Raw genomic sequence first — 14142 nt, forward strand, 5'->3', positions numbered from 1 at the left:
TTACGCCTCTTGTTTCTGATCTAACAGATTGTATTTTTTCAGATAACCTCTCAATTGATGATACGTTAAACTGAGCATTTGTGCAGTCTTCTTTTGGTTAAATTGACTATGTTCTAATGCTTTTTTGAGTAGTTCAATTTCATAGTCGTTTGATAGAGTTTTCAAATCGCATGGGAATGAAAAATTATTCTCAGCTTGTTTGGTCTGCTCAATAACTGTAGCAGTGGAGATTTCAGCCGTTGCAGGGGTTGTTACTTCAGGGGCGCGTTCAATATTTGTAGGTGCTTTAATACGCTGAGCAGGACGATATGGGCTTTCAAATGGGTCGAATATAATTTCATGAACAGGCAGTTGCTCGCTACCATGGCGGTATAAGCTTCGTTCAACCACATTTTTTAATTCACGAATGTTACCCGGCCAATCGTAATCTAATAGCTTGTCCATGGCTTTTTTTGTAAAGCCACTGAACAATGCCCAATCAAGATCTCGGGCCATGTTTATGGCAAATTGCTCAGCCAGTAAGACGATGTCCTCCCTTCTTGCACGAAGAGGTGGCAGCGTGATGACATCAAATGCGAGGCGGTCGAGTAAATCGTGACGAAATTCACCGTTATCAGCTAATGTAGGTAAATCTTCATTGGTTGCACACACTAAGCGCGTGTCTACTTTAACGGTGCTTTTACCACCGACACGTTCGAATTCACCATATTCGATAACACGAAGAAGTTTTTCTTGTACCATGGCAGAGGTGTTGGCTAGCTCATCTAAGAAAAGAGTACCGCCATTGGCGCGCTCGAACCGACCTTCATGACGTTTACTTGCGCCGGTAAAGGCGCCACTTTCGTGACCGAACAACTCACTTTCAAGTAAGTTCTCATTAAGGGCTGCACAGTTTAACTTAACGTAGTTTTGATCCCAGCGTTCAGATAGATAATGAAGGCGGGCTGCAATAAGTTCTTTACCTGTTCCTCGTTCACCGATGATTAGTACGGGTTTATCTAGTGGAGCAAGTTGTGAAACCTTGTCTAGCACAGCTAAAAAGCTGTCTGATTGGCCAAGTAAATTATCCTGTTGGCGAAACTGACTCATATTGCCTAACTCTTAGTTATTTTTGCTAACTATTAGTGTATTTTAAAAAAAGCTTGAACAAAAGGAGTTTTTGAAATTTAATAAGTTATTGATTATTATTGTTTTTATTTATTTAAAAAGTTGGCAAGCAACTTGATACTACTTACTCAGTTAAATAAATAGAGTAACCGAAGAGGTAAAGATTATGGGAATTTTCTCACGTTTTGCAGACATTGTTAATTCAAATATCAATGCCATCCTTGATAAAGCAGAAGATCCAGAAAAAATGGTTCGCCTCATCATTCAAGAAATGGAAGACACATTAGTAGAGGTTCGCTCTACTTCAGCTAAAACACTGGCTGAGAAGAAAGAATTAGCACGTCGTGTTGAGCAACTAAATCAAGAAGCGCAACAATGGCAAGAAAAAGCAGAGCTGGCACTGGTTAAAGATCGTGAAGACCTAGCACGTGCAGCACTACTTGAAAGACAAAAATCTTCAGATGCGGCAGCGAGTGTTGAAAAAGAGCTTGAGCATGTAGAGTCTCATATTGAGAAATTACAGCAAGAAGTTGCCACACTTCAAGATAAACTAGCCGATGCGAAAGCAAGACAAAAGGCCATTGTACTGCGCCAGCGTTCAGCTGAGTCTCGTTTAGAAGTGAAAAAGGCATTAGACAGCTCAAAAGTTGAAGATGCACTTAATCGTTTCGAACGATACGAAAGCAAGATCGATGGACTAGAATCACAAGTAGAAGCTTATGATTTAGGTAAAAAGTCACTATCGGATGAAATTGCTGATTTACAAAAAAATGAGCAAGTTGATGACGAGCTAGCGGCTTTAAAGAAAAAGCTAGCAAACAAAGAATAAAAGTTAAAAAGTGCCTGCCTAGACAGGCACTGACACAACAGGTTGAGTTATAGGAGTATTGATGATGGATTTAGAAGTTTTAGTTGCCCCGATTATTATTTTTATGGTGATTGTTGCCCCACTTTGGCTCATTCTTCACTATCGCAGTAAGAAACAGGTAAGCCAAGGTTTAAGCGAGCACGAACACCGCCAACTGTTAGAACTGGCTAATAAAGCAGAGAAAATGGCTGAACGCGTTGAGACCCTTGAAGCATTATTAGATCAGGAGTCACCACAGTGGAGACGTAAGGTATGAACAATCTAAAGAAAGAACTGTATCGAGATCCAAAACGTGGAAAAATAGCAGGTGTATGTGCAGGCCTAAGTGATTACTTTAATATGGAATTGTGGCTGGTTCGCATACTATTTATCACAGCCGTATTGTTATCTGGTGGTCCTTTATTTGTTGTTGTGTATATAGCCTGTTGGTTTATTCTCGATAAAAAAGAGCCGAGCATGTCGCAAAATGCGGGCAAATTTGATGAGATTGATCCAATCTCAGTGAAATTTAAAGTATGGCAAAAAGGCGAACCACCTCGTCAGGCGCTATTCGACTTAAAAGATCGTTTAACCCGTTTAGACGGCCGTATTCAAAATATGGAAACTTATGTGACATCAAGTGAGTTTACTGTGTCACGTGAAATCAATAAGCTGTAATACCAATTGCATTGAAGGTTTGTTCGCTTATAGCGGCAAATAAAATTTAAAGGACTATCTAGTTTATTAGAAAGGACATTTAATCAATAAAATTGGTATATCCATCATCTTCAAGCGAGTGCGGCTAAATTTTAGTGTAGGCCGCACGCTTTCTCTAACAGGGAGTGACACTGTTATAATGAGTCCGAATTTATTCAGCCACGCGAACCTTGATAAACTCAAACAAAAAGCCCAAAAGACCCTACATCGAAGCCTAGATCAACATGTAAAGTTGGCCGTTACTGGCCTTAGTGGCAGCGGCAAGACGGCATTTATAACAGCGCTCGTAAAACATTTAACCACACAAACCAACAAACAGAATTTACCTTTTTTCGATGTTGTAAAGGATGACCGCCTGATCGCAGCCAAACAAGTACCGCAGTCAGCGTTAGACATTCCTACTTTTGATTACCCTAATGCCATTAATTGTTTATTGAATTCTGAGCCCAGCTGGCCTGAATCGACAAAACGCATTAATACCTTAACGATTGCTATTCGATACGAAACCAAGCATGGCTTAAAGCAACATGTTTCGCCACAAAGTACCCTCTATCTAGAACTGATTGATTACCCCGGAGAGTGGTTAATTGATTTGCCCATGCTTGAGCAAGATTATGCAAGCTGGAGTGAGTCAATGCTCAGCTTGCTTGAAAAGCCAGAGTACAGCGAATATGCGCGGCCATTTCTAACTGAGCTCGAACAATTCAATAGTGAAGAAAATATTGATGAGCAAGTGCTTAAGCAGTTATCTAATCTTTATACGCAAGCGTTAAAGCAGTTAAAAGCACAGACGCAACTTGCTTATCTGCAACCAGGAAGACAATTGATCCCTGGCGATTTAGAAGATGCCCCCATCTTACTGTTCTTCCCGTGCCGTGAGAGTAACGACAAAGAAAATAGCCAATATAGTCATTTATCCAGCCGCTTTGAGGCGTATAAAAAGCAAGTTATCACACCTTTTTATAAAAACTATTTTTGTGAATTTGACCGCCAGTTGGTACTTGTTGATGTGATGAGTGCCTTAAATGATGGCCCGCAGTCTTTGCTTGAGCAAAAACATACGCTGCAAGCGGTTTTGCAATCATTTAATTACGGCCGCTCGAATCTAATTAAGCGTTTGTTCTCGCCAAAAATCGATAGAGTGCTATTTGCTGCGAATAAGTGCGACCATGTGAATGGCACTCAGCAAGTGGCCATAGCGCAGTTATTGCATGATTTGGTAGGCGAGCAAGCCAATGATATGCGTTTTAATGGCGTGCAGATTGAAACAATGGCGATGTCATCAGTGCAAAGCACTTTGGCGAAGCGTATAAAAGAAGGCGACAAAGCCTTAGACTGCATCTATGGCAAGCCACTCAATGAAAATGAATGGCTTACTTACTTGCCGCCAGAACCGCCTAACCACTTTATTACTCAAAGTCAGTGGCCAACTCATGGCTTTGAGTTTATTTCATTCGCGCCATTACCAAGTAGCAAAGGCGAATTAAACCATACCCGTTTAGATCATGCTCTACAGTTTTTAATTGGAGATAAATTGCAATGACAGACAATCAATCAGCTCAATTAAAACCGGGTAGACGAATTAATGTCGGTGATGTCGGGGAAACCCAAAAAGAGTTAGAAACAGGCAAGCGCTTTGAAATAGTCGAAGAGCTAGACGTCATTGATGAAAGCAGTGAGTTTGAACAAGAGTTAGAACCCGTATTTAAACCTAAAACCAGCAGCTTCAACTTCAAAGGTATTTTCGTCATTAGCTTATTGTTATTAATCGCGGTTGAAACGGGTTATACCATCATTGAGGCAATGCAAGAGTCTATATTATTAGCAGGCTTGTATGGCTTTGTTCTGACTACCGCCTTGTTAGTATTAAGCAAATTCTTATTCAAGGAAGCGGTTTCATTAAAAGCGCTAAAACAACAAAACCTGCGCCAAAATGATGCGCTTCGGTTAATGAGTAGCACACAAATTGGTGAAGCAGAAACCTGGCTACAACCCTTACTAAAACAACATACCGACGCAGAAGTAAAAGAATTTAAAGCTTGCTTAAAGCCGCACCATACTGACAAAGAAGTTTTACAGTTATATCAAACAACCTTACTGGTTAGTAAAGATGAGCAGGCAAAAGCAATCATTAACCAACATGCAAAAACGTCAGCGCTTTTGGTGTCTCTCAGTCCGATGGCATTACTTGATATGCTTTCGGTACTGTGGCGTGGTATTAGCTTGATTGAAAAGATAAGCCAACACTATGGTATCAAACTGGCGTATCGCAGTCGCATTATGTTGTACAAGCAATTGGTTAAACAGATGTTGTTTGCTGGTGCGTCCGAATTGGTATCTGACTTAGCGGCGACCAGCTTGGGTGCTGAGTTGTTGGGTAAGTTGTCAGCGCGAGCTGCGCAAGGTCTCAGTGCTGGCGTGTTTACAGCGCGTTTAGGCTACAAAACCATGGAGTTATGTCGACCGCTGCCAAAGCTTGAACAAAAACAATCGCTGTTAGGGCAATCAGCACAGGGCATTTTAAAAGCTTTATTAGAGCGCACAAAACCGTCTAAAAATGATTAAACTGACAACTTAACTGTACGATTTTTAGAGGGTTTTGCTCGTCTAGCCGTCTTAACATCTGGCTTGCTTGTGGAATTTTACTTGCTGGATTATTTATTAGTTCATCAACAGACTAATAATAAATTCATAGGCAATAAAATGACGAAGTATCATGACAACACCAATTGCATCCATAGTCCTGTCCATTTTGACGACCCACATGGCGCGTTAACCGCGCCACTATATCAAACATCTACTTTTCAATTTAAAGACGCTGCTCAAGGTGCTGCACGTTTTGCAGGTGAAGAAGCGGGTTACATTTATACGCGCCTTGGCAACCCAACTACCCGTGAGCTTGAACAAAAGCTCGCGCAGCTTGAAGAGATGGAAGATGCTGCAGCAACTGCAACAGGCATGGGGGCGGTATCTGCTTCTGTACTGAGCTTTTTAGAGCAAGGCGATCATTTAATTGCATCTAGCGCATTATATGGTTGTAGTTTTGCGCTGTTTTCTCACATGCTGCCTAAGTGGGGCATTGAAGTGTCATTTGTAGATATGACCAACGAAGCAGAGCTTTATGCCGCTGTGAAGCCAAACACCAAAATGGTATTTGCTGAAACACCGATCAACCCAAATATGACGGTGATTGATTTAGCGATGCTAGGTCAGTTTGCTAAAAAGCATAGTTTAATCAGCGTGGTGGATAACACCTTTATGACACCGTTACTGCAAAAGCCAAAGCACTTTGGCATAGATATCGTGATCCACAGTGCAACTAAATATCTTAACGGTCATGGTGATGTCGTTGCAGGTGCGGTATGTGGTTCGCAAGAACACATAGAGTTGATAAAACTTACGGTATTAAAAGATATTGGTGCGACCATCAGTCCGCATGATGCTTGGTTGATCAATCGAGGTCTCAAAACACTGGCTGTGCGTGTTGACAGACACTGCCAAAGTGCACAAAAAGTCGCTGAGTTCTTAGATGCGCATTCTAAAGTCAGTGAAGTGTATTACCCTGGTTTACCCTCTCACCCGGGTTACAAATTCTTAGGTGAGCAAATGAAAGGGGCTGGTGGCGTTATTGCCTTTGAGATCGATGGTACCTTAGAGCAAGGTGAGCGTTTTATTAACGCGACTGAACTTTGTACGTTAGCGGTGAGCTTAGGCGATCCAGAAACACTCATTCAGCATCCAGCCTCAATGACACACTCGCCGTATACCAAAGAAGAGCGTGAAGCTGCGGGCATTTCTGATGGTTTGATCCGAATTTCTGTTGGTTTAGAAGATGTTAACGACATCATTGCTGACCTAGAACAGGCATTTAAGCAAATTTAGTGTAATTAAAAATGTACAAAAGGGGGGCTTTGTCGCCCCTTTTTTATTTGCTGTTTTGTTTGGTGTACGGTGGTGTAAATAAAAGATTCCAAAAAATTGAGTTTTCAGGATTGCTTGAAACATCTCATCTATTAATCTTTTGCTTACTTTTCCCTAGTATCAAGTCAACAAGTTGAAGCGCTCAAGCTGGGGCAAGAGCGAACTAACAGCGAAGGTTATTATGGCTAAAGCAAGTAAATATGTATCAAAGCAACCTGATGAAAATGGCATCATCGCTTGGACCGAAGAAGAAAATAAAATATGGTCTGAGTTGGTTGCACGTCAATTAAAGTGCATTGAAGGCAAAGCATGCAACGAGTACATGGAAGGCCTTGAGAAAATAAATTTACCGCACGACCGAATCCCTCAGCTTCATGAGTTAAACGAAGCCCTTGGTCGTGAAACAGGTTGGCAAGTTGAGCCTGTACCTGCACTGATTGATTTTGATGAATTCTTCAGACTATTGGCAAACAAAAAGTTCCCGGTAGCAACCTTTATTCGCTCTCGTGAAGAGTTTGATTATCTGCAAGAGCCTGATATTTTCCATGAGATTTTTGGTCACTGTGCCATGCTTACGAACCCTGCATTTGCAGAGTTTACGCATAAATATGGTCAACTAGGCTATGCCGCTGAGAAAAAAGACCGTGTATATTTAGCACGTTTGTATTGGTTTACGGTTGAGTTTGGCTTAATGCAAACTGAAGACGGTTTACGTATTTATGGCGGTGGTGTCCTTTCAAGCCCGGGTGAAACGCAATATGTTTACTCTGATACGCCTGAAATTAATAAGCTAGAAGTGCTAGATGTACTGCGTACACCATACCGCATTGATATTATGCAGCCTGTGTACTACACAATTAACTCAATTAATGATTTATTTGATATCTCACAAATGGATATCATGGCGTTAGTACAAGAAGCAAAAGAATTAGGCTTATTTGAGCCAAAGTTTCCCCCTAAAGAAAAATTAGCAAGTTAAGGATTTTGTAATGTCTGATTTAAGTGCACAAAAATGTGAAGCGTGTCGTGCGGATGCGCCTAAAGTGTCAGATGAAGAGTTAGCGGTATTAATTAAGCAGATCCCTGATTGGGTTCCTGAAGTGCGTGATGGCATCATGCAACTTGAGCGTGTATTCAAGTTCAAAAACTTCAAGCAGGCATTAGAGTTCACTAACAAAGTGGGCGACATGGCTGAAGAAGAAGGTCACCACCCAGGTCTTCTAACAGAGTGGGGTAAAGTGACAATCACTTGGTGGAGCCACTCTATCAAAGGTCTGCACAAGAACGATTTTGTATGCGCAGCGAAAACAGACGACGTTTTCAACGCTCTATAAGACTTCAACATATCATTTAACCAAAGCGCCTTTTACGGGCGCTTTTTTTATGCCATTTATTATTAAAGCGAAAAGCAGAAACAATTTGAAAAGAAAAACGTTATTAAGAATTATGTATCTTGATTTATGATTCAGTGCTGAACATCTGGTGTACCCAAGGATAGATATGACACGCATATTTTTAAAACTCATTTTGGCACTGTTTTTTTCAATGAGCTTCTCTTCAAGTGCATTTCAAAATGTACTTTACATCAAGCTTAACTCTTCAAAAGAGAAATTGATAATTGAGGCTGAACTTAATAAGTCTAAAAAACGACTCACGCTTAATGAAAGTATCAGCACCACAAAAATTAACTTTGATACGCTATTGGCTAGGCTAAATGAGTGGGAAGTTGATAAACGTGCAATAGACAACATAGTAGGAAGTTATGAATATACCTTATTTGAGCCATTAACATCTTTTTTAGAGGCTTCAACGCATGTTCATTTCATCTTAGATGAAGGTAGTTTTTCCTTTGCATTGGATCTAATCATGTTTAATGGCCAACCATTGTTTTTACAACGCCCTGTTTCTTTCAGCAGTAAGCCTGTGCACATTAATAGAAGTTACTCTTTTAATTCAAAAGGACATGGCTTAATAATAAAAGATAAAACAACTGATCCTGATGATGCCTCAAAGTTACTCAATAAAATTCTACCTAAATCTCAGTATTTTGAGATGGAGCAAAGCTCAAAAGCGGATTTAAGACAGGTCATTGATTTAGAAGTTTTATTACTCAGTTTGCATGGTGTTGCAACAGGTGACGGGGCTTATATGCAACTTAATGATGAAGAAATAGAGGCCATAGATTTGTCGGAATTAAACAGTAAATTGCTGTACTTAGATTCTTGTCAGATAGGCTCATCATTTCATTTTGCCAGTGAAATCTCTAACAGTTCCAACCAATTTATCATTGCCCCTTTATTTGATAATGAAGCTGGGGATTCTTCTACATTGACAATGAACACGTTTTTCTCTGAACTAAGTAATAACAACGCGCCCGCGCAAGCACTTTTCCATACACGAAAGTTATTATTTGAAAAATATAATAAAAAGTATGGGTTCAAAGATGCACTTTGGAAAGCTTATCCTTTCAGAGTGATACAAAGCAATTGAATGTAATGCGAAAACCACAATGTAGCGTTTTGCACTTAGCAAGCGTTTGCTCTATCATAACTGTTAATTTATACAGTATATAAATCTAACAATGAAACTCTACATCGCTGAAAAACCGTCATTAGGCAGAGCCATTGCCAATGCGCTACCCAAACCTCATAAAAATAACGATGGCTTTATTGAAGCGGCGAACGGCGATATTGTTACTTGGTGTATTGGCCATTTATTAGAACAAGCCGAGCCTGAGGCGTACGACCCTAAATTTAAAAAATGGGCGATTGCCGATTTGCCAATCGTGCCTGAACAATGGCAGCTAGTAGCAAAAAGTAAAACCAAAAAGCAATTTAATACCGTTAAAAAGTTAATTAAATCGGCTAAAACCATTGTCAACGCGGGCGATCCAGACCGAGAAGGGCAGCTTTTAATAGACGAAATGATTAATTTTTGCGGCGCCACTAAAACACAAAAAGAGCAAACACTTCGTTGTCTGATAAGCGATTTAAACCCATCAGCAGTCAAACAGGCCATCAATAACCTCAAACCTAACCTCGATTTTTTATCGCTGTCGGTTTCAGCGCTGTCTCGTGCTCGTGCCGATTGGCTTTACGGTATTAATATGACACGCATGAGCACCATCAAAGGACAGCAAGCGGGTTATCAAGGCGTGTTATCAATTGGCCGAGTGCAGACGCCAGTATTGGGCTTGGTTGTTTATCGTGATTGGGAAATTGCTAACTTTGTTTCAAAGCCGTTTTTTGAAGTCGAAGCGAAGTTAAATACCCAAGCCGGTGCGAGTTATATAGGTAAATGGCAACCAAGCGAAGCCTGTCAGCCTTATATGGATGAAGAAGGTCGCGTGCTGGTCAAAGGCTTAGCTGAAAATGTGGCGAGCAGAGTTAAAAACCAACCGGGTGAAGTGAGCAAAGATAAAAGCACCCAAAGTAAAAAGTCACGCCCTTTGCCGCATAGTTTATCGACTCTACAAATAGAAGCGGCCAAAGTATTTGGCATGAACGCCCAGTTGGTACTTGATACCTGTCAGAGTTTGTATGAGAGGCATAAGTTGATCACTTATCCCAGATCAGATTGCCGTTATTTGCCAAAAGACCATTACAAAGAGCGCAGCTCAGTAGTAGGCGCCATTGATGCCATTAGCGATAAACTAAGTGCTTTTATAGGCAAAGCGAATTTAGAGATAAAGTCATCTGCATGGAACGACAGCAAAGTCGGAGCGCACCATGCGATTATTCCGACCTCAAAAAAGTCGAGCGGCGCGCTTAATCAAAATGAGCAAAATGTGTATTACTTGATTGCAAGGCACTACTTAGCGCAATTTTTTGAGCCAAGCGTTTACGCTGAGCGAGAGATACATACGCTTATTCAAGGTGGGCTATTTACCTCTAAATTTAAAAGCCTGATTGATAAGGGCTGGGAAGTCTTATTCAACAAGCAAGAAAAAGGAGAGGCTGAGCTTACTCAGTTGCCAATGCTGCAAAAAGGTGAGCAAGTACAATGTGTTGATGCACAGGTTATCGAAAAGCATACGTCGCCGCCAAAGCACTTTACCGATGCAACTTTACTCGCTGCCATGACGGGGATAGCCCGTTATGTGACCGACCCAGAAATTAAAAAAATATTGAAAGAGACCGACGGCATCGGCACAGAAGCGACCCGTGCAGGGATCATTGAGCTACTTTTTAAAAGACAATATTTACAGCGTAAGGGCAAAGCAATCCATTCTACCGAAATAGGGCAAAGTGTCATCAAAGCATTGCCAGAAAGTGTCGGCCGCCCTGATATGACTGCTGTTTGGGAGCAATCTCTTGAGCAGATTTATCAAAAGTCTCAATCGTATAATCAGTTTATGGGCTCAGTTGAAGTGCATTTAAATCGCTTATTACAAGACACACAAACTGCGAGTTTTCAAGGGTTAGCAGGCAAGGGGAAAGCCAGTTTTAAACGTTTTAAAAAGGGTAAGCGCAGTGCGAGTAAAGGTAAAAGCAGTGCTAAATCTCCTCGGGCGAAAAGCAAGGCTTGAAAAAGCGAGAAGAGTCGCAATATAGTGAATAATACATAGATTTAAGAAGCGAATTATGGACAACCAAATTCAATTAACACCTGAAAATATCCAGCAGGTTTTGGCTGAGCAAAGTGCCGATAAACTGGTTTTAATGACGTTCTTCAGTGCGCAGCAACCTGAGTGCATTGAACAAGCGAATATTTTGTCTGCGCTTGCACAAAGCTACAAAGAGCACTTACTCATTGCAACAGTAGATTGTGATACACAACAAGCGTTGGCATCTCAATTAGCACAGCAAGTAGGCCTACAAGCGTTACCAACGATTGTGTTATTGAAAAATGGCGCGCCAGTTGGCGTATTACCAGGTCCTAAAAGCGATGCTGAAATTAAAGAGGCATTGGCTGAGCATTTACCAAGCCCTGAAGTTTTATTGCTTGAGCAAGCAAAACAAGCGCTGGCAAATGACGATCAAAATGCAGCGTTTAACTATGCCAAGCAAGCCTATGCGATTGACCCAGAAAATACCCGTGTGAAACTGGTACTGGCTGATATCTGCATTCAAATTCAAAAGTTTGAAGATGGTCAGGCGTTACTTGATAGTGTTGTCGAATCTGAGCGCGACCCGTACTACCAAAACTTGCAAGCCAAATTAAATGCCGCACAAAGTGCGCAGGAATCTCCAGAGATCATTGCTCTGACCGAGCAATTAGATGCGGACCCTGAAAACAAAGAGTTAAAAGCACAGCTCGCTGCGCTACTGGCCGAAGCTGGTAAGAAAGAGCAAGCGCTTGAGCTATTATTATCTGTGCTAAGAAAAGACTTAAATTTTGGTACTGCGAAAAAGGATTACCTAGATTTGATTGCGAGCCTTCCAGATGGTGACGCTTTGGCAGGTGCATATCGTAGAAAGTTATACAGCTTATTATACTGATAGTTAGTTAGCTTTAAGCACAAAAATGGCAGCTGATTTAGCTGCCATTTTTGTTTTAAGAGCCTGACTTAAAATCAGTACTACCAAATAGAGGGCGCGGTAGCAGCGATTTCACATCGCGTTTTTAAGTTATTTGAATTAACCCGACATAAAGTCGGTGCTACCGAATCGAGGCCGCAGTAGCAGCGATTTTATATCGCGTTTTTTGAATTATTAGAATTAACCCGACATAAAGTCGGTGCTACCGAATCGAGGCCGCGGTAGCAGTGATTTTATATCGTGCCTTTTAAATTATTAAAATTAACCCGACGTAAAGTCGGTGCTACCGAATCGAGGCCGCAGTAGCAGCGATTTTATATCGCGTTTTTTGAATTATTAGAATTAACCCGACATAAAGTCGGTGCTACCGAATCGAGGCCGCAGTAGCAGCGATTTCACATCGCGTTTTTTGAATTATTAGAATTAACCCGACGTAAAGTCGGTGCTACCGAATTGTGGATACGGTAGCAGCGATTTCATATCGCGTTTTTATCAAAATTTTAAACTTTAAACGTCAGTAACAAACCAGATATTTTGTTTGCACTTTCTACCAATTTAGCTGCATCTTCCGCAACTTTATAACTTAGGGTTAAATTTTCGCTGCCGTGATGGGTGATGGTGGTGATGTTGTCGTTAATCTCCACACTCACCATCTGTTGTTGCTCTGCAGCCGTTGAAATACCTTGTGCAGCATTGGCAATTTCACTGATCTGATCAAAAATCACTTCTAAGGCCTGCTGGCTGGTTTGGCTTGCATCGGCACAGTTTGATGCTCTGTCTTTGGTGCTCTGCATCACTTCTGACCATTTATACAAAGTATCTTGTATCTCTTTGATTGATGCGTAAATATGGCTGGTGGCACTTTGTGTACGAGATGACAGGGCACGAACTTCATCGGCAACTACAGCAAATCCTCGGCCATGCTCACCCGCTCTAGCAGCTTCAATCGCTGCATTCAGTGCTAATAAGTTAGTTTGCTCTGCAATACCTTCGATTTCAGTCATGACTTGGCCAATCTTATCGGCTTCCTGGGCGAGTGAATTTGCTGTTTGCGCGGCTTCATCTACTTGCGTGGCAAGCGAGCTGACCATATCAACGTTTTCGAGCATGGTATTTTTAATTTCTAAACAATGATGCTGCGTACTATCGACTTTGTTGGCGGTATCGGCCGTGTTGTTTGAAATTTCACCGATGGTTTGGCTCATTTGCGACATCGCAGCAGCCATTGAGCGTAAGCGCTCACTTTGCGCTTCAATGCCCTTTTCAGTGTTTGAAGACTTTTCATCAAGTCCGGTTGCGATATTTTTGAAAGTAGACGCAGAATCTTGCATACGGCCTAAAACAGTTCGAAGCTTGGCTTGCAGCATACCCAAATTAAATTCAGCGATAGAAAAGGGCGTCGCTTCGCAGTAGACATAGCGAGAGACCGAATCGAATTGCTGTTGCTGTAATTTGAGCTTGGCAGGCACCACAAGCAGTTCATCATAGTTAATGAACAAAATGGCCAGCATTGTGACAATAGCCGCAATACCGAGTTGCCAACCTGAAAATACAAAACAAGCAAGCGTCAGTAGTAAAGCAATGATTGTCGAAAGGGTTTGCCTCAGCGCAATCTGCTCACGCCAGTGCCAAACCTTTTTACCTTGATTTATTGCATCATAAAGCGATTGTGCTCTTTTCTTAAGCTGCTCAGAAGGTTTAACTCTCACCGATTGATAGCCAACGAGCTGGCCATGCTCAAAAATAGGTGTCACAAATGCGTCTACCCAGTAATAGCGACCGTCTTTACAGCGGTTTTTTACTACTCCACGCCAAGAGTGACCTTGTTCTAATTTATCCCAAAGCTCTTTAAACGCCGCTTTTGGCATATCGGGATGGCGAACGATATTGTGGTTTTTCCCTACTAGCTCTTCGGCACTAAACCCTGAAACGGCACAAAATGCTGCATTTGCATACGTAGTGACACCGCGTAAATCGGTAGTAGAGACAAGTTGTTGCGAGTCATCAAAGGTGACTTCTTCATTGATAATTGACTGGCCACGACGCATGATTTTCTCCATAGGGATCAGT

At 41.5% G+C, this 14142-nt stretch carries 13 protein-coding genes; 11 read left to right on the forward strand and 2 right to left on the reverse strand.

What is annotated here, in order from left to right; all coding sequences use genetic code 11:
* Entirely contained in the window at positions 1–1089 is a 1089-nt protein-coding gene (gene pspF / locus AC1HJP_RS06380; protein WP_480361097.1) for a phage shock protein operon transcriptional activator, read from the reverse strand.
* Positions 1090–1273: 184 nt separating this feature from the next.
* Between pspF and pspA the strand changes: the two genes are divergently transcribed.
* The 11 genes from pspA to AC1HJP_RS06435 all read left to right on the forward strand — a co-directional run bounded on the left by pspA (position 1274) and on the right by AC1HJP_RS06435 (position 12033).
* Positions 1274–1936, forward strand: a complete 663-nt coding sequence (pspA, locus tag AC1HJP_RS06385) for a phage shock protein PspA (protein WP_349285637.1) — start codon at positions 1274–1276, stop codon at positions 1934–1936.
* Between the two features lie 61 nt (positions 1937–1997).
* A complete protein-coding gene (pspB, locus tag AC1HJP_RS06390) occupies positions 1998–2231 on the forward strand; it encodes an envelope stress response membrane protein PspB (protein WP_138484102.1) in 234 nt (77 codons plus the stop codon).
* On the forward strand, positions 2228–2632 hold the full coding sequence (gene pspC / locus AC1HJP_RS06395) for an envelope stress response membrane protein PspC (protein WP_058030712.1): 405 nt from the start codon (positions 2228–2230) through the stop codon (positions 2630–2632). Before pspB ends, pspC begins: the two co-directional genes overlap by 4 nt.
* A gap of 178 nt (positions 2633–2810) precedes the next feature.
* A complete protein-coding gene (locus tag AC1HJP_RS06400) occupies positions 2811–4214 on the forward strand; it encodes a YcjX family GTP-binding protein (protein WP_480361098.1) in 1404 nt (467 codons plus the stop codon).
* The gene (locus tag AC1HJP_RS06405) at positions 4211–5236 is read left to right on the forward strand and encodes a TIGR01620 family protein (RefSeq protein WP_480361099.1); all 1026 of its coding nucleotides are present in this window, start codon (positions 4211–4213) and stop codon (positions 5234–5236) included. The genes AC1HJP_RS06400 and AC1HJP_RS06405 overlap by 4 nt, the downstream gene beginning before the upstream one ends.
* A gap of 138 nt (positions 5237–5374) precedes the next feature.
* Positions 5375–6553: a trans-sulfuration enzyme family protein gene (locus AC1HJP_RS06410; RefSeq protein WP_480361100.1), complete on the forward strand. Its 1179-nt coding sequence runs from the start codon at positions 5375–5377 to the stop codon at positions 6551–6553.
* Positions 6554–6773: 220 nt separating this feature from the next.
* A complete protein-coding gene (gene phhA / locus AC1HJP_RS06415; protein WP_480361101.1) occupies positions 6774–7571 on the forward strand; it encodes a phenylalanine 4-monooxygenase in 798 nt (265 codons plus the stop codon).
* A 10-nt stretch (positions 7572–7581) separates the two neighbouring features.
* Positions 7582–7926 carry a 4a-hydroxytetrahydrobiopterin dehydratase gene (locus tag AC1HJP_RS06420; protein ID WP_130255287.1) on the forward strand — a complete coding sequence of 115 codons (345 nt, stop codon included), beginning with the start codon at positions 7582–7584 and terminating at the stop codon, positions 7924–7926.
* A 166-nt stretch (positions 7927–8092) separates the two neighbouring features.
* The gene (locus AC1HJP_RS06425; RefSeq protein WP_480361102.1) at positions 8093–9082 is read left to right on the forward strand and encodes a hypothetical protein; all 990 of its coding nucleotides are present in this window, start codon (positions 8093–8095) and stop codon (positions 9080–9082) included.
* 91 nt (positions 9083–9173) lie between these two features.
* Complete coding sequence (locus tag AC1HJP_RS06430) at positions 9174–11120, forward strand: DNA topoisomerase III (protein WP_480361103.1); 1947 nt, start codon at positions 9174–9176, stop codon at positions 11118–11120.
* 55 nt (positions 11121–11175) lie between these two features.
* Positions 11176–12033 (forward strand): tetratricopeptide repeat protein, encoded by an 858-nt coding sequence (locus AC1HJP_RS06435; RefSeq protein ID WP_480361104.1) that lies wholly within the window; start codon positions 11176–11178, stop codon positions 12031–12033.
* A 539-nt stretch (positions 12034–12572) separates the two neighbouring features.
* On the opposite strand, the gene AC1HJP_RS06440 is transcribed toward AC1HJP_RS06435, so the two are convergent.
* Positions 12573–14120, reverse strand: a complete 1548-nt coding sequence (locus tag AC1HJP_RS06440; protein ID WP_480361105.1) for a methyl-accepting chemotaxis protein — start codon at positions 14118–14120, stop codon at positions 12573–12575.
* Positions 14121–14142: the final 22 nt, after the last annotated feature.

The sequence above is a fragment of the Pseudoalteromonas sp. NFXS53 genome (assembly GCF_056629255.1).

What these genes read in the sequence shown, in the direction of transcription:
- AC1HJP_RS06430 (WP_480361103.1), top strand. Translation starts at nt 9,174, where the DNA reads ATGAAACTCTACATCGCTGAAAAACCGTCATTAGGCAGAGCCATTGCC.
- AC1HJP_RS06425 (WP_480361102.1), top strand. Translation starts at nt 8,093, where the DNA reads ATGACACGCATATTTTTAAAACTCATTTTGGCACTGTTTTTTTCAATG.
- AC1HJP_RS06410 (WP_480361100.1), top strand. Translation starts at nt 5,375, where the DNA reads ATGACGAAGTATCATGACAACACCAATTGCATCCATAGTCCTGTCCAT.
- AC1HJP_RS06400 (WP_480361098.1), top strand. Translation starts at nt 2,811, where the DNA reads ATGAGTCCGAATTTATTCAGCCACGCGAACCTTGATAAACTCAAACAA.
- AC1HJP_RS06440 (WP_480361105.1), bottom strand. Translation starts at nt 14,120, where the DNA reads ATGCGTCGTGGCCAGTCAATTATCAATGAAGAAGTCACCTTTGATGAC.
- pspA (WP_349285637.1), top strand. Translation starts at nt 1,274, where the DNA reads ATGGGAATTTTCTCACGTTTTGCAGACATTGTTAATTCAAATATCAAT.
- pspC (WP_058030712.1), top strand. Translation starts at nt 2,228, where the DNA reads ATGAACAATCTAAAGAAAGAACTGTATCGAGATCCAAAACGTGGAAAA.
- pspF (WP_480361097.1), bottom strand. Translation starts at nt 1,089, where the DNA reads ATGAGTCAGTTTCGCCAACAGGATAATTTACTTGGCCAATCAGACAGC.
- pspB (WP_138484102.1), top strand. Translation starts at nt 1,998, where the DNA reads ATGATGGATTTAGAAGTTTTAGTTGCCCCGATTATTATTTTTATGGTG.
- AC1HJP_RS06420 (WP_130255287.1), top strand. Translation starts at nt 7,582, where the DNA reads ATGTCTGATTTAAGTGCACAAAAATGTGAAGCGTGTCGTGCGGATGCG.
- phhA (WP_480361101.1), top strand. Translation starts at nt 6,774, where the DNA reads ATGGCTAAAGCAAGTAAATATGTATCAAAGCAACCTGATGAAAATGGC.
- AC1HJP_RS06405 (WP_480361099.1), top strand. Translation starts at nt 4,211, where the DNA reads ATGACAGACAATCAATCAGCTCAATTAAAACCGGGTAGACGAATTAAT.
- AC1HJP_RS06435 (WP_480361104.1), top strand. Translation starts at nt 11,176, where the DNA reads ATGGACAACCAAATTCAATTAACACCTGAAAATATCCAGCAGGTTTTG.